Origin of the sequence: Proteiniclasticum ruminis (assembly GCF_900115135.1) — a bacterium.
Taxonomy (GTDB): domain Bacteria; phylum Bacillota; class Clostridia; order Clostridiales; family Clostridiaceae; genus Proteiniclasticum; species Proteiniclasticum ruminis_A.
The window spans coordinates 1-22,388 of the sequence record NZ_FOVK01000007.1; the positions used below are offsets into that span (position 1 = coordinate 1).

The following is a 22,388-nucleotide window of genomic DNA, read 5'->3' on the forward strand; positions in this document are numbered from 1 at the left end:
ATATTTATCCCACTCATTCACTCACACATTTCTCCTAGTTTTATTCGTTTACCCGATTTTTCTTCAGGAGTTTAACTGTCTAAACACAGTTAAATCAATACTTTGAGCAGATTCGTAGCACGCATCAGTTCGGGAAATGATAGGATAAGAGACAATTTCGGATAGATGTATGGGAAAAGGGTGGGAAATGAGCTTGTATCAATGGATAGAGGCTTGGGAGAAGGAGAAGAATGGGGAAAGGAAGGGGTAAAAAAAGAGCGAGGCAGTTATTGCTGCTTCACTCTTAAGTGGGGTGTTTAAATTTTTGGTATGACTTTATTTTAAATTATCAGAATTTCTTCGATTACTTAATCTCTTTTCTGCCCTCAAAGGATTTAGCCAAGGTCACTTCATCCGCATACTCCAGATCACTTCCTACTGGCATACCCGAAGCGATTCTAGTCACTTTCACATCCAGGGGCTTCAGCACTCTGGAAATATACATGGCCGTAGCTTCCCCTTCTATGGTTGCATTGGTGGCCACAATAACCTCCTGGATTTCTCCGGACATTCTTCGTACCAGCTCTTTGATTTTGATGTCCTCAGGTCCTCTCCCTGCCATGGGAGAGATGCTTCCATGAAGCACATGGTATACACCGTTGAAGTCACGGACTCTTTCGATGGCCATGATGTCCTTGGGCTGTTCCACCACACAGATGACGTTATGGTCTCTGTTGGGATTCCCACAGATGGCACAAGGATCCTTCTCTGTATAGTTTCCGCAGATCCCGCAGTACTTCACAGTTCCTCGAGCTTTCACCAGAGCATCTGCAAACTCACGGACTTCATCCTCTGGGAGATTCAAAATATGCAGCGTCAGTCTCTGCGCTGTCTTGCTGCCAATACTGGGAAGCTTTGCAAACTCTTCAATGAGCTTCTCAATGGCCACTGGATAAAAATCCATGAATATTCCTCCTAAAAAGAAGGATGCACCTTACATGCACCCTCATCCTGTTTGTTAAAATAATCCTGGCATGCCGCCTGTGAGCTTGCCCATCACTTTCTCAGCGTCCTCATCCGCCATCTGCATTGCAGCATTCACAGCAGAAAGCACAAGATCCTGCAGCATTTCCACATCATCTGGATCCACAACATCCTTATCAATGGTCACAGACTCCAGTCTCTTCTTGCCTGTAAGTTTTACGGATACTGCTCCGCCGCCAGCAGATGCCTCATAGATCTTAGACTCCAGTTCTTTCTGGTTCTTTTCCATGTCCTTCTGCATCTTCTGCGCCTGCTTCAGCAGGTTGTTCATATTGCCTCCCATACCTGGGAATCCCTTTGCCATAATAATACCTCCTACAATCTCTTTTCTTTACTTACTTTACAATAACTCTGCCTCAGTTTCAAGGCCGCTATTCCTCTACAATATTGATGCCAAGTTTTTTGAGATTCTCTTCAAAATCCCCATCTTCCTGGGTTGAGGCTCTTTCTTCCCGTTCCCCTTCCACTGTAAATCGGAACTTCACCGGTTCACCTAAGATGGTCGCTGCGGCATCTTCCAAAATCTCTTTGTTCTCTTTCTTTTCCAGACGCTTTTTGCTGAATCCGTATTCCTTGCCGAATCGTACTTCAATGACGCCTCGGTCACATTTCACCGGCTGCCCGACGATGATGGATGCCTGGACGATCATCTGTCTTCTGGCTTTCAGCGCTTCCATGATCTCTTTCCAGTTTCTCTTCACCATATCCAGCGTCACTTTACAGTCATCATTGAAAATCTCTTCTTCAATTCTCACTGCTGTTTTCATCACTTTAAGCTCTTCTTTTTTCTCCAGAGCTGATGGCGATGCTGGTTTTACAGATGCAGGGCTTTGTCCCCGGGGAGACCCTGCCTGCTCTGAAGATTCCGCCTTGACTTTATTGAAATCTCCTCTTCTTAAGAAATCCTCAATGACGGAAAGCCTTCCCAGCATGGATTCTGAAGAAATATCCAGTTCATTCTTTGTAAGGCTGATGATGGCAAGTTCCAGATAGATCCTGGACTGTTTGCTGAATTTCGCCTGTTCTTCGGCTTTTTGGAGAAGTCTGATGATTCTCGTGATCACTTCATTGGAAGCGATGTCTCCCTGCCTTTTGATGATCTCAATGTCTTCTTTCGACAGATCAATGACTTCTTCAGGATTCGGCATGATTTTCGCCAGCAGAATGTTTCTGAAATGAAGAATAAGGTCCTTGGTGAAGCTGTAAGGATCTTTTCCTCCATCCACCACTTCATCCAGAATCCTGATGGATTCTTTCACATCTTTACTGAGCATCGCCTCTGACAGCTTAAAAAGATTCTCCTGCCCTGAAAGACCCAGCATATCCAGCACGTCTGTATACTCAAGCTTTCCATCACCCATGCTGATGGCCTGGTCCATGATGGAGAGAGCATCTCTCATGGCGCCATCGGAGATTCTGGCAATAAGATCCAGGGATCTGTCTTCTGCATAGATGCCCTTATCTTTTGCAATCTCTCTCAGCCTTTTTGCGATTTCAGTGTACTTGATCCTCTTGAAATCAAAACGCTGACAACGGGAAAGTATGGTTACAGGCAGTTTCTGTGGATCTGTGGTTGCCAGAATAAAGACCACATGTTCCGGAGGCTCTTCCAATGTCTTCAGGAAGGCATTCACCGCTCCCGTAGAGAGCATATGCACTTCATCAAGGATGTAGACTTTATATTTCCCTTCATGAGGAGGGTACTGCACTTCATCCACAAGATCTCTGATGTCATCCACTTTATTGTTGGTGGCAGCATCCTGCTCCACCACATCAAGAGAAAGCCCTTGATCTATTTTCACACACATGGCACATTTATTGCATGGTTCTCCTTCATGAAGATCCAGGCAGTTCAGTGCTTTGGCCATGATTTTCGCACAGGTGGTTTTACCTGTTCCTCTGGTTCCGCTGAAAAGATAGGCATGACCTACTCGGCTGGTTCTGATCTCGTTTTTCAGTGTCGTTGTGATATGTTCCTGACCAATGACATCCCGAAAAACCCTTGGTCTCCATTCGCGATAGAGCGCTGTATATGCCATGACTTTTCTCACCTGCTTTCCAAATACTTCCTTTACTATTATACATGAGTTCCAAATAATTTTCATAGAATCAGGAAAAGTAACTGAAGAATCTCCTGTTTCCACTTGTTACTTTTTCGCAAGATTGAATATTCAGTCATTTAGTGGTATGTTTGTGCTGAATAGAACAAACTGCTTTTACTATGAAAAAGGATGGGATTCTATGATGGACTTTCTTTTTGGTATCGTCGGAGGTACCGCTCTATTGATGTATGGAGTGGATCTCATGGGAGAAGGCCTGGAAAACATGTCCAGTTCTATGATGAAAAAGATCCTTGAAAAATTCACCGGAAAACTTTGGAAAGCTTTTTTAGCAGGAATTTTCCTCACCGCTGCTGTTCAAAGCAGTACGGCTATATCTGTCCTCAGTGTAGGGTTTGTCAATTCTGGTATTATGAGACTTTCCCAAGCCATTGGTATCATCTATGGCGCAAACATCGGAACTACCATCACAGCACAGTTCATGGCTTTGAGCTTCAGTTTCAACATCATCACTCTTTCACTTCCAATTTTAGGCATCGGCTATATTCTTTACGTCTCTGCTCATAAGGTGAAGCTGAAGAGTCTGGGGCAGGCTTTCATGGGCATAGGCTTTCTTCTTCTGGGTCTTAGAATCCTTAATGAAGGGATTCCTTATATGGAGCAAAGTAAGCTCATCAGAGATTTTTTTGAACACTATGCATCCAATGTTGTTTTCGGCATCCTTTTAGGCACTGTAACCACGGCACTTGTCCACAGCAGTGCAGCCACTGTAGGGATTGTGATCCTCCTTGGAAACTCTGGACTCATTGACCTTAGAACAGCCATCATCCTGATGCTGGGGGACAACATCGGCACTTCCATCACAGCCCTCATCGCCTCGTTAAAAGGAAACATCAATGCAAAAAGAACCGCTTGGGGACATGCGCTTCACAATCTCATTGGTGTTCTCATCGCATTGCCCTTCCTCAATCCTTTCGTCTCTTTCATCGAGTATTTTACTGTGAACATCCAAGGATCTGATAGCATTCAGGTGATGATCGCAAACTCCCATACGATATTCAACATCATCGTGGCGCTGATTTTTCTTCCACTGAATAAGTACTTTGTGCAGCTTCTGATGTTCCTTGTGAAAGAACGCACTTCAGACGAAGGGAAAGTTCAGACCATCCTCGATCCTCTGCTCCTGGATACCCCTGTGGCATCTCTTGGTGCCAGTATTAGAGAACTTACACTGACTCTTCAAAAAGTAACGGATAACAACGTAAAAGCACTAAACCACATCACCAGCGATAGGAGCATTTCTGATACATCGCCCATCCGGAAAGAAATCACTCGAACTCAGAAAGAGCTGACCCTCTACATGATGGAACTCTATAAACGTTCTCTGACGGAAACTCAGTCCATCATGATTCCAGGCATCATAAAAGGAGCAAAATATCTCGAGCGTATGGGTAGTCTCACGGATCATCTGGAGGTTTTGGCAGTGGAAAGACTGGAAAAGGAGTGCTACTTCACCCCGGATGCCATGAGTGAGGTGGAAAACCTCTCCCTTTCACTTCAGGGACTCTATGAGGAAACCGCCCTTCACCTTTCTAAGGATGTTCCTTGTGATCTCCCACTGGCTACAGAATCATGGATCCACTTTGACGAACTCCTGGCCAAAGCAAATAACGATCATATTATGAGGCTGGAGAAAGACCAGTGCTCCATTGAGGCTTCTCTTGTCTATCTGGAGATCCTCTCCACCCTGGAGAGAATCAAATACTATCTCTTCCAGATCAAGAAACTGGCCTGTTATGAGTTTCAAGGTTCCTCTTCTCCATTGGAAGTTCTATAACAAAAAGCCCTTTGCTTATCACTAAGCAAAGGGTTCTATTTTTCATTTAAAACCGTGCACCCAACTCTGACAGTAACCGTTCAAGCGTTACCCGAACAGTAAACTCAAAGCAGATTTGCCACGGCACACGAATAATTCTATTTATCGCTGCTACCTTCCGGTCCTGACGAGGTTCATAGACATCCATTGCGTGGGATCCACTTATCAACGTCACTTTTAAGGGTCAGACCCTGAAAGATCAAGCCTCGGTTAGGGATTACACCCTGCTGTAGCGGATTGCAGGTTACAGGGCACCGCTAACTCCCCGTCTAGCACGGTAATGGCGGAGAGGATGGGATTTGAACCCATGATCGAGTTTCCCCGATACACACTTTCCAGGCGTGCGCCTTCGACCACTCGGCCACCTCTCCACATATCAATTGCTCACGTATTCCATAAGCAACAAAGTTAATTTTAAAGGAAAAGACTACTGAAGTCAATAGTTAAAATGGATTTTTTCACAGGAACTTCATCCCCCATGGAAGAACTGTTCTGAAATAAGATATGGCCAAAATCTCAGGGCTGTGAGATCACAGCCCTGGACTTCAGCTTTTATTTTATCTATTCCAGATCATGAAGGAACAGACCACTTCTCAGTTTAGGCTCAAACCAGGTGGATTTTGGCGGCATAACCATCCCTGCATCGGAGATGGATATGAGGTCCATGATGGTGGTTGGATACATGGAGAAGGCTACTTTCATGTCTTTCTCCACTCTTCTTTCCAGTTCTTTCAGCCCCCGGATTCCACCTACAAAATCAATTCTCTTGTCTACTCTTGGATCTTCGATCCCTAAAACTGGATGCAGCAGATGATCCTGAAGGATTTTACAGTCCAGCCTTTTTAAAGGATCCTCATCGAAAATGATATGCTCTTTGGCTTCCAGCTTATACCATCTGCCGTCCAGATACATACCAAAGGTGTGCTTCCTCTCTGGTCTGTAAGGCCCTTCTCCTTCATATGCTGTGACGGTGAAGTCTTTTTTTACAGCTTCCATAAACTGCTCACTGTCGCAGCCATTGAGATCCTTCACAACACGGTTGTAATCCATGATTCTCAGTTCATTGCTTGGGAAAATCACAGACAGGAAGTAGTTGAACTCCTCTTCTCCAGTAAAATCTTTATTCTTCTCTCTTCGCATCATGCCCACCCGGACAGCAGAAGCCGCACGGTGATGGCCATCGGCGATATAGAGTGATTCTACTTTTTCAAATCTCTTTTTCAGCTCTTCAATGATATTTTCATCAAGAATCGCCCAGGCGGTATGCGTTACACCATCTTCTGCGACGAAATCGTACAGTGGCTCATGGTTTTTCTTATAGTCTTCGATGATTCTTGTGATTTCCTCCTGGTACACATAGGTCAGAAAAATCGGTCCCGTATGGAAGTTGGTCACATCCACGTGACGGATTCGGTCGGCTTCTTTTTCTGCTCTGGTGAACTCATGCTTTTTAATGACATTGTTCTGGTAGTCATCAATGGATGCAAGGGAAACCAGTCCAGTCTGGGGATGTCCATCCATGACCAAGGTGTAGATATACAGGGCTTTATCTGCCTCTTGTACAAGAGTGCCATCTTCGATGAACTTCACAATGTTCTCTCTAGCCTTGTCGTAGACTCTCTGGTCATAAAGATCAATGGAAGGAGGAAGATCCACTTCTGACTTGTCCACATGGAGAAAGCTGTAAGGATTGTCTTTCACCATCTCTCTCGCTTCTTCAGAGTTCATTACATCATAGGGCAGTGCAGCTACCTTGTCTGCTAAAGTCTCATGGGGTCTTACTGCACGAAAAGGTCTTACTATCGCCATTTTTTCTCTCCTTCTCTATGCAAAGAATGTCTTGATGATGGAGATGATCTCCTCACCAATGCGCAGCTGTGCTTCTACGGTAGATGCTCCTGTATGTGGGGTCAGAGAAATCTTTTCATGGGTATAGATTCTCTCGTTCTTTGTAGGTTCTTCCTTGAACACATCCACGGCTGCCGCTGTGACTTTACCACGGTCTAAAGCATCACAAAGGGCTTCTTCATCAATGAGTCCGCCTCTGGCTGTATTCACAAGATACACGCCGTCCTTCATCTTTTCGATTTCTTCCTTGCCGATGAGATAAGGTCTGTCCGCAAGCTTTGGCATATGGAGGGAAATAAAGTCTGCTTCTTTATAAAGCTCTTCCATGGTCACATAGCGGAATGGATCATTCTCAGGCTTGTGTCCGCTTCTGTTGGTGTAAATGACCTTCATGCCAAGGGCATCTGCTCTTTTGGCCACCTCTTTGGCGATTCTGCCAAAGCCGATGAGCCCTAATGTTTTACCAGAAAGTTCAATGCCTTCATAGTGCTTCTTGTTCCATTTTCCTTCTCTCATGGTCACATTGGCACTGTGGATATGTCTTGCAATGTTGAACATATGTCCTATGGCAAGTTCTGCCACAGATGCACTGGAAGCGTTGGGTGTGTTTCTTACAGAAATGCCCTTTTCCTCCGCGTATTTCACATCAATGTTGTCCACGCCTACCCCGCCACGGATGACAAGCTTCAGTCTTCCGGTCTTCAGCGCTTCATCGATGAGAGGTTCTCTGATCTTTGTTGCGGATCTGACCACAACCACATCAAATTCCTTGATCTTTTCCATGAGTTCAGGCAGTTCGTAATGCTCATTGACCACTCCAAAACCGGATTCCTCCAAATTTTTGATGGCACTGGCTTCCATGCCGTCTGCAGCTAATATTCTTATCATGATGATATCCCCCCTATTATCTAATCTGTTTACGCGTTCTTTTCTTCAAACTCCTTCATGAATGCAACCAGGGCTTCTACACCTTCCATTGGCATCGCATTGTAGATGGAGGCTCTCATGCCACCAACAGAGCGGTGACCCTTGAGATTTGAGAATCCTCTTTCTGCGCTTTCCTTCACGAACTTCGCATCCAGCTCCTCATTTCCTGTCATAAAGGTCACGTTCATCAGAGAACGGTTCTCCTTCACCACATTGGTCTTGAAGAGTTTGCTCTGATCCAGGTAATCATAAAGCAGTGCTGCTTTCTTTGTATTGTGTGCTTCCATACCGGTAAGACCACCCATGGATTCCACCCAATCCAGAACAAGTCCTAGAATATAGATGGCATAGGTTGGTGGTGTGTTGTACATGGAGTCATTGGCTACCATTTCGTCAAATCTCATCATTACTGGGGTCTTGTCCAGAGGTTCTCCCACAAGATCCTCACGGATGATGACCACGGTAAGACCCGCTGGTCCCATGTTTTTCTGAGCGCCCGCATAGATGACACCATACTTTTCCACATCTACTGGTTTTGACAGGATGCAGGAGGACATATCGGAAACGATGGGCACTCCATTGGTTTCTGGCAAGTAGTTATAAGTGGTGCCAAAAATGGTGTTGTTTTCACAGATGTGGAGATAGTCCGCATCTGGAGAAAGATTCAGTTCTTCTTGGGTTGGAATATGACTGAAATTGTCCGCCTTACTTGTGGCTGCCAGGTGAGCCTCTCCATACTTCTGTGCTTCCTTATACGCTTTTCCGGAGAAGCTTCCAGATACGATGTAATCCGCTTTCCTGTTCTTGGTCATAAGATTCATCGGAATCATGGAGAACTGGAGCGTCGCGCCTCCCTGAAGAAAGAGCACCTTGTAGTTGTCTGGAATGCCCATAACTTCTCTGAGCTTTCTTTCTGTGTCCTTGATGATTTTGTCATAGACTTTGCTTCTATGGCTCATTTCCATGACAGACATACCGGAGTTGTTGTAATCAAGCATCTCACTGGCTGCTTTTTCCAGTACGGAAACGGGCAGCATGGATGGACCTGCGGAGAAATTGAAAATTCTTGACAATGTGATCGCTCCTTTTATTTTCATACTTTGTTCATGGCTTTCTACTCTCATTATGTCATCTAAAAAAATATTGGTAAACCAAATTTTGTTGTCCAAAAACAGTACATTTTTAAATTCATAGAAAAGAGAATCCTGTGAAAAAAAACTCTGAATATAACCTTGTAATCATTTTCACTCTACTGAATTGATTCTTTTATTTTTTCGAGATTCACATTGGAACCCATGGGAATCTCATTCTTTCTCGAAGCTCAGATGTCTTCCACCAGAAGAAGTTCCTCGTCTTCGTCCAATTGATCATCCTCTATATACACCTTGTCCACATAAGGCGAAGTCATGGCATTCAGCATACCGCCATATTTCACGTAAAACTTTACAATGTCTCCTACCTGATAACCCGTAGGATCTTTGGAAAGATCCAGAATGAGGTGATCTGAGCTTGCTCCAAGGATGCTGAGATTCTCATTCATGGGGATCAGTCCGGAAGGATCCACATCCTGCTTGCCAAGGGCCACGATGGCTCTTCTGATGATGCCCCGGTCCTCATGCTTCGGCACATTGCCAAAAGCGTCTCTGCCGATTTTCCCCTTGGGTACGGAAGGTTTATCCTTCAGCTCAATGATTTGGGTCTTCAGAATGAAGGCATCCTCGCAGAGGCCATCAAACCTTCTGCCAAATGCTGTTTCTTTTCCTAAAAGAATCACTTCACCCAGCCTTAAATTGTTGATGCCATCCGGGAATCCATTTTCCTCTTCCACCAGATACACACTGGAAGAGCTTCCTCCAGAAATGATGTCTAGGGTCAGCTCATACTTCATGCGCATCTCTTCTGAAATGTCCACCAGTCTCTGCAGGGTGGTCTGTTCCGGAATAACGCCGCCAAAACAGGTGAGATTCACGCCGAATCCCCGAATCTCCACACCCTCGATCTCTACGGCTTCCTTTACAAAAAGCCCTACTTTCTGGGAGCGGATGCCTTCTCTGTAGTCTCCAAGATCTACCATGATGATGACTTTATGGATGGTGCCCAGTTTTTTCGCTGCATCTCCCAGGGCTTTCAGTGTCTCTATTTCGGAGTTCAGACTGTAGTCGCTGTAACGCACCACATCTTCCGCTTCACTCATCATGGGCAGCCGAAGAAGCACTTTCTGCCTCGGAAGATTCTTCAGTTTCTTCAGATTCTTGATTCTGGCATCGGCGATGTACTCCAGTCCCCCGCGAAGCATAGCCTCGGCTATTCTGGGCTCTGCGGTGAAGCCTTTGGTCACAGCCATGATGCTGATTCCATAGGGCTTGAAGATCTCATGGACTTTTCTTGCATTGCTTTCTATCTTCTTTAAGTGTATTTCCATACATGGGTACATGTTATGCATTCTCCCTTCCATTAAGGCCAAGACTCTTCAGCATGAGTTTTCTCGCACTTTCTTTGTATTCCAAAGAAAGGACACCCAGTGATGCCAGAAGATAGTCTCGATCCAGAAGCACTTCCGCTTCCTTCTTTGGAAAGAGTTTCTGCCCTCTTCCCTGTTCATGAATTCCAGCCAGAATTTTTTCTGTTCCCGGAAGTCTAGTCAGTGCACCGCCAGTCCCAATGATGTACTTGATCTCCGTGAGATCTTTTCCTTCCGCCACAGATTTTCTTCCGGAGGATTCACCAAAAAGATTTCTCACAGCACCTGCATGGCGATCCACAGAGGTGTATACCGCTTCTTCTGTCAGGCGGAGGATAATCCGCTTCTCTTTTTCTGTTTTGGGGATGGGAGGAAGATTCATAAAGTCCTCTTCTTCCACAGAAAGCTCCATCTTAAGCTTATCCATGCCGATTCTCTCCATAAGATTTTTCCGGTTCACATAGACGCCCAGATCCCCTTCCACGGTTCTCTTGGCCTCAGGTTCCGGCGCCAGCAGGATTCTTGAGATCTCTTCAGAGCCCTGAGTCACAGAATGGACATCCGTGGTGGCTCCGCCCACATCAATGATCATCACATCGCCTAACACCTCTTTGAGGACCTTGGCGCTTTCCATCACCGCTCCTGGAGTTGGCAAGATTCTGCCGGATACCAGCTCGTGAACCTTGTCCATCCCTTTGGCATGGATGATATGCTCCTCGAAAACCTCCTGGATGACCTTTCTTGCAGGCTCCACAGACAGCACATCTACTTGAGGATATACATTATCTGTGATATAGACTTTCCCTGGATACCCTTTGAACAGCTCCATGATGTCCTCCTGGTTGTCCACATTGCCTGCATAGACGATGGGCATGGCAAGAGGCAGCTGTGCAATCTTTTCTGCGTTATAAAGGGCTGTGTCCCGCTCTCCGTGGTCCAGGCCTCCTGCAATCATGAGAATGCTGGGCTTCAGCTCCTCAATCCTGCGAAGATCTGATGGCTTCAGCCTTCCTGAGGTAACGAGTCTCACAATGGCTCCTGCACCCAGGGCTGCTTCTTTGGAAGCCTTCACGGTCATGTCATGGACCAGTCCATGGACACTCATCTTGAGGCCTCCCGCCGCACTGGAGGTGGCGAGAAATTTATCATAAGTCAGATCTTCCACGCTCAGGTTTTTTTTCAGGTCCTCCAAGGCAGAGAGAAGTCCGATGGTGACATCCCCTTCCTCCACCGTGGTAACCCCTTGTCCTTGTCCAAGAAAAGAAGGCTCCTCTGTATGGATGTTGTGAAAAGCATTCACCACCGTGGTGGTGCTGCCGATTTCTGCCACCAGTACATCTACATGCATCTACTTCCTCCTCCTTTTTCTTTACTCTTCTCCACGCATCTCTCTTCTCTTTTTCACCAGGAACGTAGCCACATGGGCACCTTTGGTGCCTCGTCCAAAGCCCATATCAAGGCCAGACTCCACAGCCAGCTCCTGAATGATCTGGGTGCCTCCGCCCAGAATGATGAGTTTGTCCCGGACACCCTTTTCTACAGCCGTGTCACAGAGTTTCTTGAGATTTTTATAATGTATGTTGTCATGGCTGATGATGGTGCTGGCGAGGATGGCCTCTGCATTGGACTCTATGGCCGCATCCACCAGTTTTTCCACGGGCACAGAGGTGCCAAGATAGATGCTTTCAATGCCGTACTTCTCAATGCCGCCATGTTTGATGTCTATGATTTCACGAAGCCCCACAGAATGCTCATCGTTCCCCAAGGTTCCGGCTACAATCTTCATGGGATACGCTTCAATGTCCTTTCGGATCTCCTCATCACTTAAGATCTCTGGTTTCTTCTGGATGGTCAGGTCTTTGGCATTCAACGAGAAGGGAACTCTTCCCTTGATTTCCACTAATGTGCCCTCTGCTTCCTGGAGCACTTCCTTATGAACCACTTCCACATCCAGCAGCCCCATTTTCTTGCCGATCTCAACAGCAGCGGCCTCTGCGGTCATTTCATCCACAGGGAGCATCATGGTCTGCAAGATTACACCATCTCCAGCCCATTCCACTTCTGGTTTTATGTGTTCTCTCGTAAAGTACTTTCTGTTCTCTTCCAGTCTCTTCTCCACATTGTCCTCTGGGTCCAGTTCATCAATATAAACAATCTTCTCACGGATCTCCAAGGTGTCCCCACCGATGGCATCGGAGGGTTTTTCAAGGCCTTCCGGCACATGGTTGTATCCGAAGAAGGCGCTGACTGGGGCAAAATAGTCTTCCTCTTTTTCAAAGACGGTGTCCGCCGCAAGGCCTCCATCCATCTTTCTCACAATGCCGTCTCCATTTCTCTCGGGATAGTATCCGGAATCCACAAAGAATCCATCTTCCACGGCTTTAAAATATCCGCCGGCCTCCAGGATCTCTTCCATGAAAAGCACTGCTCTTTCCTTGATTTCCCGGACCTTCTCCGGCAGGAACCCTTCTTTTTTCAGCTCCACCATGGATAACAGTCCGTCCATTCCCTGGAAGGCCTGCTTGGCAGTAGAGATGGCCGCGATATTGTTGTAGTTCCAGGGCACATTTCTTCCCTCATCCGGTGTGATGGTGGACTGGATGTCTGCGCCGGTGAGCTCTGAAATGAGAAGATTCAGCACATGAGTCACCGTGGCTTCTCTGGTGTCAGATTCCATATATTTTGTATTCTGCTGCGCTCTCATGCGGTACTCGGAAAAAAATTCCCGAAGGGCCACTGCATAGGGCAGATCCAATGTCAGGGAAGGGGCCGGAGGCGCTGTGGGTGGCACGGTGCTGAGGCAGATGTTCTCTTTCTTCATTCCTGACTTCACGGAAAACACGGAATTCAGGCCATGCTGCACCATGAGCTCAGGAAGCACCTTATAGGCTTCTCTTGCCGTGGCGTTGGCGTTATGGGCACCATCAATCTGGGCCATATCGGCAAAGGCCATGACGGACTTTGCATATCCCGCATCCACGAAGGACCGGATCATATTGATGTTTCTATAGAGCACGTTGTACTGAGGATCCTGATGAGCGCCATTGACCCCTTCTTCTGCGAACATCACGGCAATCTCAGGACCTGCCACACCAGACACATAGGAATGGTAGTTGATTTCTCTTCCCACTTCCTCTTCAATGAGATCCAACGCTTTTCTCTGAGCTCTTACCTGCTTTCTGGTGATGGGAATCCCGCCAATGCCCTGGGGGGTTCCTTCGATGAGACCATCATAGTGGCTCTGACCGGCAGTACGGATGACCATGATGTGGTCCGCTCCATGCCAGGCTGCCATTCTCATTCTTCGGATGTCATCCTCAAAACGGCCGGAGGCGATTTCTGTTGTAATCACTGGTCTTGGCTGGGGGTCGATGTTTCCGAAATACTTTGCAGAGGGCAGGCTCTCACTTTGCGCAAGAGGCTTACTCATTTCCTGATAGGTGAACTCGCCCATCTTAAGATTTTCCACAGGTTCTCTCCAGTGCCAGCCCCGTCTTTTGGGTGCATAGTGCTGAAGATCCTTCAGAATTTCTTCCACTTGGAGCTTCTCATTCTTCACAAGCTTCATCTTCTGTCCCCCTTGAACACTTCTTTTGCCAGATCCAGATGCTTTCCTTCTGCCATTTCTCTGCCTACAGAAAGATAGTCTCTTTTCAGTCTCTCAGACACCTTCAGCACCACATTTCCTGCACCTTTTCCCATGAGTCCGAGATCCAGTACGTGGTTCACAAGATCCATGGCCTCCAGGCTGGAGAACCCCATTCTAAGAAGCACAGACCGCTCCACGGAAGGGGTGGTGCTTTTCTTGGAAAGTTCGATCATGGGGTCCACAATCTGCTCCGCCAGTGAGAAAAACCGTTTTTTCAGCTCCTCATCACTAAGTCCTTCCAAATGTTTTCTCCTCTCCATATAGTCATCGGTTCTTTTCATTGCCATATATTTTTCTCCTATCTTTATGCTAGATTACCAGGGTGCATCCAAGCAGCTGAAGCTCCAGCTTGACAAACTCATAGGAAGTCCTGGTCTCTTCCATGAGATAGAAAATATCCAGTTCTGTCACAAGATTTATTTTCTTTGCCGCCACATAATTTTTAATAAGGGATTTTTTTAGTTTTTCCATACTGACAGGTCGCAGGAGAATGTCTTCCGGACCCCTGGGCAGGATGATATTCTTTCCAGGCACCTCATCCTCGGGATTTCCGAAAAAGAGGTCTATCCCACGCTCCTTGGCAAAGGAGAGCTGAGAAAGAGGATGCTTTCCAGCTCCGGTGTATTCCGTCTCCTGCACCACCAGAATATCGGTGTCCTTCAATTCTCTCGCCATGGCAAAGGCTGCCGTGAGAGAAGTATTCCCTGCAGGACCACGCTCTATTCCTTCCAGCTGGGCCAATGCTTCTGTCATATAGAACACCTCGCCCTGCTTCACCAGATAATATTCATCCATATAGCGGAGGGGTCTTGCTGCGCTTCTTGGCACATCAGACCGGTCCGGGAAGGTGGTGAAAGGCATCCCAAATCCTGTATGGCCTGTGGTGAAGGATTTTTTGTTAAAATCCACATCCGAAGCCATATGAAGACCCGTGAGGTCCACACTGACGCCTACAACCTTGGTTTCCTTTGCCCCTGCGGCCTTTAATCCTCTGGCAGTTCCCGTGAGGTTTCCTCCCCCGGCATGGGTGGCCAGAACCACTTCCGGATATTTTCCGTACTTTTCATAAACTTCTTCCGCAATCTCATAGCCCAGGGTTTCCACCCCACGGATCCCGAAGGAGGAGTATAAAGAAGCATTGAAATATCCTGTCTCTTCTAATATAGAGAGGAAGGTATAGAAAAGTTCCGGTCCCACGGTAAGAGATAGTACTTCCGCGCCCAAAGCCTCACATTTTCTTCTTTTCTCCAGGATCTCCGGCTGACCGATGCCTTGGGAGTCATAACATTCCTGAACCACAATGCATTTCAGGCCAAGCTTTGCTGCCTGGGATGCCACAGCAGCGCCATAATTTCCAGAAGTAGCCGTGACTACGCCCTTATAGCCCAGCTTCTTTGCCATATAGACGGACAAAGAGGCTCTTCGGTCTTTGTAGCTGCCCGATGGGTTGGCGGCTTCATCTTTTATGAAAATTCTTGCCCCATAGCCTTCTTTGGAGAATTTTCTCGCCAAGGCCGTGAGATTCTTCAGCTCCACCAGTGGCGTATGCCCTACTGAAACTTCTTCCTGAATTTTTCTCACTTCCTCTATAGATACATCCACATCTTCCATCATGGCATCATAGTCAAAAGCCAGCTGGGAAAGCTCATACTTTTCATAGTCCACGCCCAACGCTTTTTTCATGATCTCATTTTTTCGGCCCATGACCGCTTCATAGCTCATGTCTCTACTCATGATCCACCTCCAGCATTTTTCTTAAGTCTCTGCCGATGGCAAGAAGCTCCGGTATGAAGGTCTCTCCGTAGGTATGGGTATAGGTGGGATTCTCTGATAGAAGCGTACCTTCTACGACTCTTCCCGTGAGGGTTTCAATCTGCACCCGCTCTCCTTCCTTTGCGTCCTCCAGAAGATACCCTTTCATCCGCATCTCCAGAGGCACTTTCTTCGTTTCTTCCGGAATCATGCCTGTACGCTCTTCCGGCTTTAGAATGATGTCATGGATTTCCACCCATGTTCCTTTTTTCATATCCATTTCCTTCTTTCTATCTCAAATGGTTTGTGAAATCATCCATGATGGCATGGGTCACAGGCAGATCCGCCATGGTGAGAAGTCCGCTTCTGGCGTTCAGCACATGGGGAATCACATTGACTGCTGCTGCAATGGTGCCGATGCCCCCTGGCACTTCTGGTTTGATCACCATGGACACATCAGGATCTCCGTGGATCTCAATGTAGTCTCCTGTTTCGATGTGCTCAAGATCTGGACGCACCTGCTGAGGATGCTCTAGCGTAATCACAGGTTTTCCGTCTTTCAGGGCTACGGCTGTATGGTTGCATCCTGCCACCATGCCTGCTTTGACAAACACATCTTTGGTCTTTCGGTCCACGGTGGTCATGATGGGCTCTCTGGACTGCACGATCTCATCATAGGTCAGGCCTATGGACTTTGCGATCATAGGAATGGACTGCAAGAATCCCACATGTCCATATACAGAACCATCCTCTACTCCTTGAAGGAAGGCTTCTCTGCTGAGACCTACCCCTTGCTCTTCCATGACAGTCTTTCCAAAAGGAGACAGATCATTCACGCGTCTTGCATAGATGTGGTCCACTCTTCGTACCCCTAAGGAAAGCTGAAGGATCAAAGTATCCAGCACAAATCCGGGATTGACGCCGGTCCCCAGCACTGTGACACCCGCTCTTTTTGCCATTTCATCAATTTCTTTGGAAAGCTCCGGTTCTGTCACAAAAGGAAAAGCCATTTCCTCCGCGATGGTCACCACCTGTATGTTCTTCTTTGTGAGAAGCCTGATTTCTTCCACCACACCTTTCACAAAAGAATGAATGGCCAAGATACAAAGATCCGGCTTCACCAGATCAAGAAGCGCGTCCGGATCGTTCATCACCGGAATGCCCAGCTTTTCATTGCCTAAAAAAACACCTAAATCTGTGGTTTCTTCCACTCTTTTTTCAATGGCACCTACCACTTCAATACCTTCCTTGTCAAAAAGCATCTCCACCATACCTCTGCCCATATTACCGAGGCCCCACTGTACCACTCTGATTTTTTCCATGATTATTCCTCCCTCATGCAGGATTTCATTGCACATCAGTTAAGAATGTGGAGTTCACAGGAACTCCACGATGATTTCAATTTATATTTATGTATTGTTATGAATTAATATCATTATTAACTATGTGATATACCGTTTATGCAATGTAAACCTTTTTATTCATCTAATTATAGAATAACAAATTAAAGCCTCTTTTGTAACCCCCCTGTGCACATATCTGGTCTATGTTCCACAGGAGAAGGAGATTTCCTGGTTTTCCTGCACTGTGCTCTATCACATGTTGAAACATTTAGAAAATGGACAAACATTTTTAAGCAAAAGGTCACCACTGAAAAGGTTTTTTCCAGTACAATGAGGATACTAAAGAAAAAAGGAGAATCCCATGGAGATTTCAGAACTCATCAGTTTTTTCACAAAACTGGATACACATATTACGGATCTCATTGACTACTTTGGCATAGGCGCTTACCTGATTCTGTTTTTCATTATTTTTCTGGAAACAGGTGCAGTGATTCTGGCCATTTTGCCTGGGGACTCTTTGCTTGTGGGCGCTGGCGCCTTTGCCTCAACAGATGACCTCAATGTGGTTGCGCTGCTGGTGGGCTTCTATGTGGCTACTCTCCTTGGTGATATGCTGAACTACAAGATTGGTAAGTATCTGGGGGAAAAGTACCATCGAAGTCGTTTTGAAGACCGTTCTCTTTTTAAGTTCATCAACAAAGAGAATTTTGACAAGGTTCATCATTTCTTCACCCATAAGGGTAGAAGGGCCTTTCTCATTTCGAGATTTATCCCCGTTGCCAGAACTCTTACTCCTTTCATCGCTGGCTTTACGAATGTAAATTTCCTGGATATCTCCTTCTTCATGTTCATTGGAAATGCCATGTGGACTGTTCTCTATGTCATGATCGGATTCTTTGTGGGCAATATGGAATTTCTTGAAGGGAACTTCATTTATCTAATGGGGATTGTCTTTCTCATCTCCATGATTCCAGCTGGCGTTTTCTTTTTCCGAAGCCGATTTCTTAAAAAGCAAAATCTGTAAAACTGATCAATAAACGAGGTACCTCTATCACATTGAGGTCCCTCATTTTTAAAGCTTGCCTTATCTCCATTCTCCGCTGCTGGCTTCAGATGGGTTCTGGGAAGGGAAAGCATCCACTCTATTGCCATTCTCCGTAAAGTCCTTTAAGATTAAATAGATAAGAAAAGCCCTATCTCTTCTTAATTACAAAGTAAAAGAAGTTACCTGCCTACGAAACATCCTCTAAGAGAATCCTAGGCGGATTTGGCTTGATAAAAGAGAACCGGATTTATCTCATGAAGGCATACTAAAGTTTAGGAAAGCGGATCTTGAGGCACTTTCTAAAAAAGCCCTTCATGAATTCTATGGATCTTGAACTGATATAAAATGGAGGCTGAATACTCATGAAAGATATCGAAATTGTACCTTTTCCCCCTTCCGGATACCATCCTCTTGTGGATTTTGAGTCCTGGAGAGTCGCAGTTTTAAGACCCTGTGAAGATCTTCTTCCGGAAAACCTCAACCATCTGCAGAAGCACCTCTATACCGATGAAGTATTTGTGCTGCTGAGTGGCAAATGCGCCCTGTACACCGCAGGCTGCGAAGAAATCCCAGGTGATATCGTGAAGACCGAGATGAGACTGCATGAGGTCTATAATGTGAAGAAGGGGGTATGGCATACCCATACGCTCTGCGAGGATGCAGAAGTTCTGATCATCGAAAACCAGGACACTGGAGATGAGAACTCTCCAAAGTACCCCCTGTCCAAGGACATGCACAATAGAATCCTGGAACTGGAAAAAGAATAACAAAAGGAGTTTTGGAACCACATGTCCAGCATGTGCTCCAAAACTCCTTTCATTTTCAGTCTCTTATCTTAGAATCGTATCCGAAAGATTCGGTACATGATCAAATTCGATCTTCTCACCATCTAAAGTGAAATGAACACCATCCACCCAAACTCCAGCATATTCTCTCTGAAGGAAGGTTTCAGTTAAGGCTGTTTCTGTCATATTTCCGCCAGTGGAACCCTGGAAGTAATCATAAATCCAGCTCTTGGCACCCACTTCTCCAGATCCTTCAATAAGGTCCACATAAAGGATGTTTTTTCCATCCTCTTCCTTGATTTCCAGAGCCTTCATGGTCAGTCCACCAAAGACTTCCTCTCCAAGCTTATCCCCAAGCATCTGCATTTTGGTTAAAAGAGGCTCATCCGTCTTCACGACAACACTGATTACTTGAGTCATGGTGCCGTCTTCTTCGGCCCCAAAAACAGGAAGCTCCTCTTCCTCTTCTTCAATAAGTTCTCCAGAACCGGAAGCTTTCAGCTCTTCAATCTCCACCTTCAATGCTTCATTCTCTTCCTTCAGCGCCGCATTGTCCGCTTCCAGAGAAACGATCTTCTCCTCCAGCTGCTTTACTGTATCCTCATTCACTCCAGCAGATCCATTTTCTTTATTGCCACATGCAGCCAACAGTGTCAGGGACATCAAGATGGCAACAATCTTCAGCATATTCTTTTTCATCAGTACTCCTCCCTCTCGTCTCAAATTGTCTCTGTACCTATATTATAACAAAATTCCATCTGTAGATATGACAATTTGTTTAATTCACATTTACGGAAGCTGCAAAGCACCCGTGGACTGTCCCCATTTATGAGGGTGGTGCTTTCGTGGGCAATCTTGTCTGATTTGAGTTAAAGAAAACTTAGGTTTCCTGTGATATAATGGAGAAAAATTTAAAATGAAAGAGGTACCTATTATGGATCCAGTTGCATTCAGATTATTTGGTACACCGATCATGTGGTACGGTGTGCTCATTACCATAGGCGTTCTTGTCGCCTTCGTTGTTGTTTACTTCAATGCCAAAAGAAGTGCCGGAAAAGTCAGCTTTGATGATGTCACTGATGCTTTCCTTTACGCATTTCCTTTAGCCCTTATTGGAGCCAGAGTGTATTATGTCATCTTTGAGCTGGACCAGTATGATTCTTTTATGGAAATGCTGGATTTCCGAAGCGGTGGTCTTGCCATCCACGGTGGGCTCATCGGAGCAGCTTTAGGTGTATTCATTTATAAACTCATCAAAAAGAAGAACATGGCACAAATACTCGATATGGCTGATGCGGCAGCGCCTGCCATCATTCTTGCCCAAGCCATTGGCAGATGGGGAAACTTCATGAACCAGGAAGCTCATGGTGGCCCTGTGACAGAAGCGTTTATTTCAAAGTTCCCGGAATTTATCCAAAACGGTATGCTCATTAACGGCACCTATTATCATCCCACATTCCTCTATGAATCCATCTGGAATGTGCTGGTTTTTATCGTGCTGATGATCTGGTTCGGTAAAAAGAAAGAAAAGGAGCACGGCATCATTCTCTATGCCTACATGATTCTTTACTCCATCGGCCGCTTCTATATTGAAGGCTTAAGAACAGACAGTCTGATGTTTCTCGGCATGAGACAGGCTCAGCTCATATCTCTGGTGGCCATCTTCTTTGGCGTCATTATGATCTATGTCACCAAGAAGCGGGCAAGAAACGCATAAACTCTTGCTATCACTGGATCCGGAATCTTCCGGGTCCTTTTTGTTTTCTTCAGATTTATTTTCACAATATTCAGATATATATTCTGGTTATTTCACAAGAAGGTGCTACACTGAAGGCAGGAAGACTCCTTAAAAATAATATGAGAAGAAGTGTTTGAAATGAGGTTCAGAAAAATGCAGAAAGCCGCTCTCTTCCTTTGTTTCTCTGTGATTCTCTTCAGCTGTGGCACCTCTCAGAAAAGCACTGTCCTTTCCGGAAATACCAGCGGCAATCTAGCGAACGGCGGCATTCTGGTCGGTGACGGAGATACCATCTACTTCAATCATTTCGGTGACCAAAACAAGCTCTACAAGATGGATCAGAGCGGTGATGGTCTCATCCCTGTCAGTGATGAAATTGCTTATTCTCTTAACATTTCCGGAGACCTTTTGTACTTTCTCAGCGGAACAGAAAATAATGCCATTGTGACGATGAAGAAAGACGGAAGGGAGCGCGCGGTGCTCTCGGATGAGAAGGCGTTGAGTCTCCAGTGCAGCGGCGACTTCCTTTATTTCATCTCCATGGGCGAAGAAACCGATCCGGAAAAAACCTATACACTCCATCGGATGAAGAGGAGTGGTGAAGAGGTGACCAGAATTCTTGGTGACAAAATCCAGCAGTTTTTTGTTTCCGGAAATAGGCTCTATTACATCCGCCAGGAGGACCACAGTCTCTTCGTTTCAGATCAAGATGGCAAAGATCCTGTGAAGCTTCATGATGGATCGGTCATAAATTTTATTCTTTATGGGGATAAACTCTACTTTATGGATGGGTCTGAGGATAAAAATCAGCTCTTTGTGATGGATCGGGACGGGAAAGACCTGAAACGCCTTACGGAGGAAAAGCTCTCATCCTTCCACATCTCCAATGATGTCATCTACTATGGCAATACCACCGAAAAAGCATCCATGCTGGAGCTGAAAAAAATGAACCTGGATGGCAGCAGTAAAGAAGTCTTGGAAGAATTGCCGGTGATTTCCATACTGTCCCATGATTCCTGGCTTTGTCTTCTTTCCATGGATTTCAGTTCTTTTTCCATCAAGGAGACTCTGCGAGATACCGCCTCTGAAAAAGAGATGGTCTTTGAATATGTCAATCCTGCTGCTGAATCAGCTTTGGCGGTCTATGACGCAGGAGCGGAGGTGACAGTGGATCAGCTCAAAGTAAAGGTGCAGGATGTGTATGTCACCAATATCCTCAAAAATGAGGATCCAAATTATGAATCCACCATATTTGATTCTGTGACCGATGGCACCTTCGTCTTTCTCACTATAAACGCGGAAAATCTTGGGGAAGAACCTCTGGAGCTCTATGAGACTTTGGGGCATATTCTGGACATCAATGAAGCATATCCTTCCATTTACTGGTATACTTTTTATGAGGCGGATGAAGAGCTTTTACGTGGTGAGAAGAAGTATGTGATGCCTGAAAGTTTTCTTCAGTCTATGGTCCTGCAGCCAAAAGAATCCAAAACACTACAGCTCTATGCAGAGCTGTACGACGTCGGAAACCCAATCTATCTCTATATCAAAGATTCCGTAAATCCCAACAGCACCCATGCCCTTGAAGTGAACCTGCCAGAGTATGTGCGGGTCCACAGCTTTGAGTCCGCATTGAAGCTCATGGAAGAAACCTTCCCTGGAAATGAGATCATACTGCAGAACGGAATCGGATTCTTAAAACCTGGTACGGAAGAAGAAGCCATGTTTTATGCTTTTGAAGTAAGAAACAAAGAACTCTCGTCTCCAGAATACTTCTTTGTGGAGAGAGACACAGGGGATATCTACATAGGGGAACCAGATCCTTCTTTCCCGGATTTTACAGCGGTACCAAAGGAGCTTTGGCAAAAACCATAAGGTGGT

19 protein-coding genes, 1 tRNA gene and 1 other RNA gene are annotated in these 22,388 nt (G+C 45.8%); 5 read left to right on the forward strand and 16 right to left on the reverse strand.

Features of this window, described 5'->3' with window-relative positions; genetic code table 11:
- Positions 1-343 precede the first annotated feature (343 nt).
- The 3 genes from recR to dnaX all read right to left on the reverse strand — a co-directional run bounded on the left by recR (position 344) and on the right by dnaX (position 3,062).
- Positions 344-943 (reverse strand): recombination mediator RecR, encoded by a 600-nt coding sequence (recR, locus tag BM243_RS10250; RefSeq protein ID WP_031576695.1) that lies wholly within the window; start codon positions 941-943, stop codon positions 344-346.
- 54 nt (positions 944-997) lie between these two features.
- Positions 998-1,327, reverse strand: a complete 330-nt coding sequence (locus BM243_RS10255; protein ID WP_074912290.1) for a YbaB/EbfC family nucleoid-associated protein — start codon at positions 1,325-1,327, stop codon at positions 998-1,000.
- A gap of 67 nt (positions 1,328-1,394) precedes the next feature.
- Positions 1,395-3,062, reverse strand: a complete 1,668-nt coding sequence (dnaX, locus tag BM243_RS10260; protein ID WP_074912291.1) for a DNA polymerase III subunit gamma/tau — start codon at positions 3,060-3,062, stop codon at positions 1,395-1,397.
- Between the two features lie 202 nt (positions 3,063-3,264).
- On the opposite strand from dnaX, the gene BM243_RS10265 reads away from it, so the two are divergent.
- The gene (locus BM243_RS10265) at positions 3,265-4,920 is read left to right on the forward strand and encodes a Na/Pi cotransporter family protein (protein WP_074912292.1); all 1,656 of its coding nucleotides are present in this window, start codon (positions 3,265-3,267) and stop codon (positions 4,918-4,920) included.
- 52 nt (positions 4,921-4,972) lie between these two features.
- Here the strand turns inward: BM243_RS10265 and ffs are convergent.
- The 12 genes from ffs to ord all read right to left on the reverse strand — a co-directional run bounded on the left by ffs (position 4,973) and on the right by ord (position 16,918).
- An RNA gene (ffs, locus tag BM243_RS10270) (signal recognition particle sRNA large type) lies at positions 4,973-5,237 on the reverse strand.
- A 3-nt stretch (positions 5,238-5,240) separates the two neighbouring features.
- A tRNA-Ser gene (locus BM243_RS10275) sits at positions 5,241-5,330 on the reverse strand.
- 190 nt (positions 5,331-5,520) lie between these two features.
- The gene (locus BM243_RS10280; RefSeq protein ID WP_074912293.1) at positions 5,521-6,768 is read right to left on the reverse strand and encodes a DUF1015 domain-containing protein; all 1,248 of its coding nucleotides are present in this window, start codon (positions 6,766-6,768) and stop codon (positions 5,521-5,523) included.
- 15 nt (positions 6,769-6,783) lie between these two features.
- Complete coding sequence (locus BM243_RS10285; protein ID WP_074912294.1) at positions 6,784-7,695, reverse strand: D-2-hydroxyacid dehydrogenase; 912 nt, start codon at positions 7,693-7,695, stop codon at positions 6,784-6,786.
- 29 nt (positions 7,696-7,724) lie between these two features.
- Positions 7,725-8,813 carry a 3-phosphoserine/phosphohydroxythreonine transaminase gene (gene serC, locus BM243_RS10290; RefSeq protein ID WP_143093584.1) on the reverse strand — a complete coding sequence of 363 codons (1,089 nt, stop codon included), beginning with the start codon at positions 8,811-8,813 and terminating at the stop codon, positions 7,725-7,727.
- 242 nt (positions 8,814-9,055) lie between these two features.
- The gene (locus BM243_RS10295; RefSeq protein WP_074912295.1) at positions 9,056-10,168 is read right to left on the reverse strand and encodes an alanine/ornithine racemase family PLP-dependent enzyme; all 1,113 of its coding nucleotides are present in this window, start codon (positions 10,166-10,168) and stop codon (positions 9,056-9,058) included.
- Between the two features lies 1 nt (position 10,169).
- Positions 10,170-11,543 carry a GlmL-related ornithine degradation protein gene (locus BM243_RS10300; protein ID WP_074912296.1) on the reverse strand — a complete coding sequence of 458 codons (1,374 nt, stop codon included), beginning with the start codon at positions 11,541-11,543 and terminating at the stop codon, positions 10,170-10,172.
- A 21-nt stretch (positions 11,544-11,564) separates the two neighbouring features.
- Entirely contained in the window at positions 11,565-13,763 is a 2,199-nt protein-coding gene (oraE, locus tag BM243_RS10305) for a D-ornithine 4,5-aminomutase subunit OraE (protein ID WP_074912297.1), read from the reverse strand.
- A complete protein-coding gene (locus BM243_RS10310; protein WP_347499607.1) occupies positions 13,760-14,131 on the reverse strand; it encodes an ornithine aminomutase subunit alpha in 372 nt (123 codons plus the stop codon). The genes oraE and BM243_RS10310 overlap by 4 nt, the downstream gene beginning before the upstream one ends.
- Before the next feature lie 22 nt (positions 14,132-14,153).
- A complete protein-coding gene (gene ortB / locus BM243_RS10315) occupies positions 14,154-15,578 on the reverse strand; it encodes a 2-amino-4-oxopentanoate thiolase subunit OrtB (protein ID WP_074912298.1) in 1,425 nt (474 codons plus the stop codon).
- Positions 15,571-15,870 (reverse strand): 2-amino-4-oxopentanoate thiolase subunit OrtA, encoded by a 300-nt coding sequence (ortA, locus tag BM243_RS10320; protein ID WP_347499608.1) that lies wholly within the window; start codon positions 15,868-15,870, stop codon positions 15,571-15,573. Before ortA ends, ortB begins: the two co-directional genes overlap by 8 nt.
- A 16-nt stretch (positions 15,871-15,886) precedes the next feature.
- Positions 15,887-16,918, reverse strand: coding sequence for a 2,4-diaminopentanoate dehydrogenase (gene ord, locus BM243_RS10325; RefSeq protein WP_177213507.1), 1,032 nt, complete (start codon positions 16,916-16,918; stop codon positions 15,887-15,889).
- 382 nt (positions 16,919-17,300) lie between these two features.
- Here ord and BM243_RS10330 point away from each other — a divergent pair, with 382 nt between their 5' ends.
- Entirely contained in the window at positions 17,301-17,963 is a 663-nt protein-coding gene (locus BM243_RS10330) for a VTT domain-containing protein (protein ID WP_074912300.1), read from the forward strand.
- Between the two features lie 383 nt (positions 17,964-18,346).
- Positions 18,347-18,751, forward strand: coding sequence for a hypothetical protein (locus tag BM243_RS10335; RefSeq protein WP_074912301.1), 405 nt, complete (start codon positions 18,347-18,349; stop codon positions 18,749-18,751).
- A 63-nt stretch (positions 18,752-18,814) separates the two neighbouring features.
- Here the strand turns inward: BM243_RS10335 and BM243_RS10340 are convergent, their stop codons facing one another.
- Complete coding sequence (locus tag BM243_RS10340; protein ID WP_074912302.1) at positions 18,815-19,468, reverse strand: FtsB family cell division protein; 654 nt, start codon at positions 19,466-19,468, stop codon at positions 18,815-18,817.
- 235 nt (positions 19,469-19,703) lie between these two features.
- On the opposite strand from BM243_RS10340, the gene lgt reads away from it, so the two are divergent.
- Both lgt and BM243_RS10350 read left to right on the forward strand, forming a co-directional pair.
- A complete protein-coding gene (gene lgt / locus BM243_RS10345) occupies positions 19,704-20,486 on the forward strand; it encodes a prolipoprotein diacylglyceryl transferase (RefSeq protein ID WP_074912386.1) in 783 nt (260 codons plus the stop codon).
- Positions 20,487-20,660: 174 nt separating this feature from the next.
- A complete protein-coding gene (locus BM243_RS10350) occupies positions 20,661-22,382 on the forward strand; it encodes a DUF5050 domain-containing protein (RefSeq protein ID WP_074912303.1) in 1,722 nt (573 codons plus the stop codon).
- Positions 22,383-22,388: the final 6 nt, after the last annotated feature.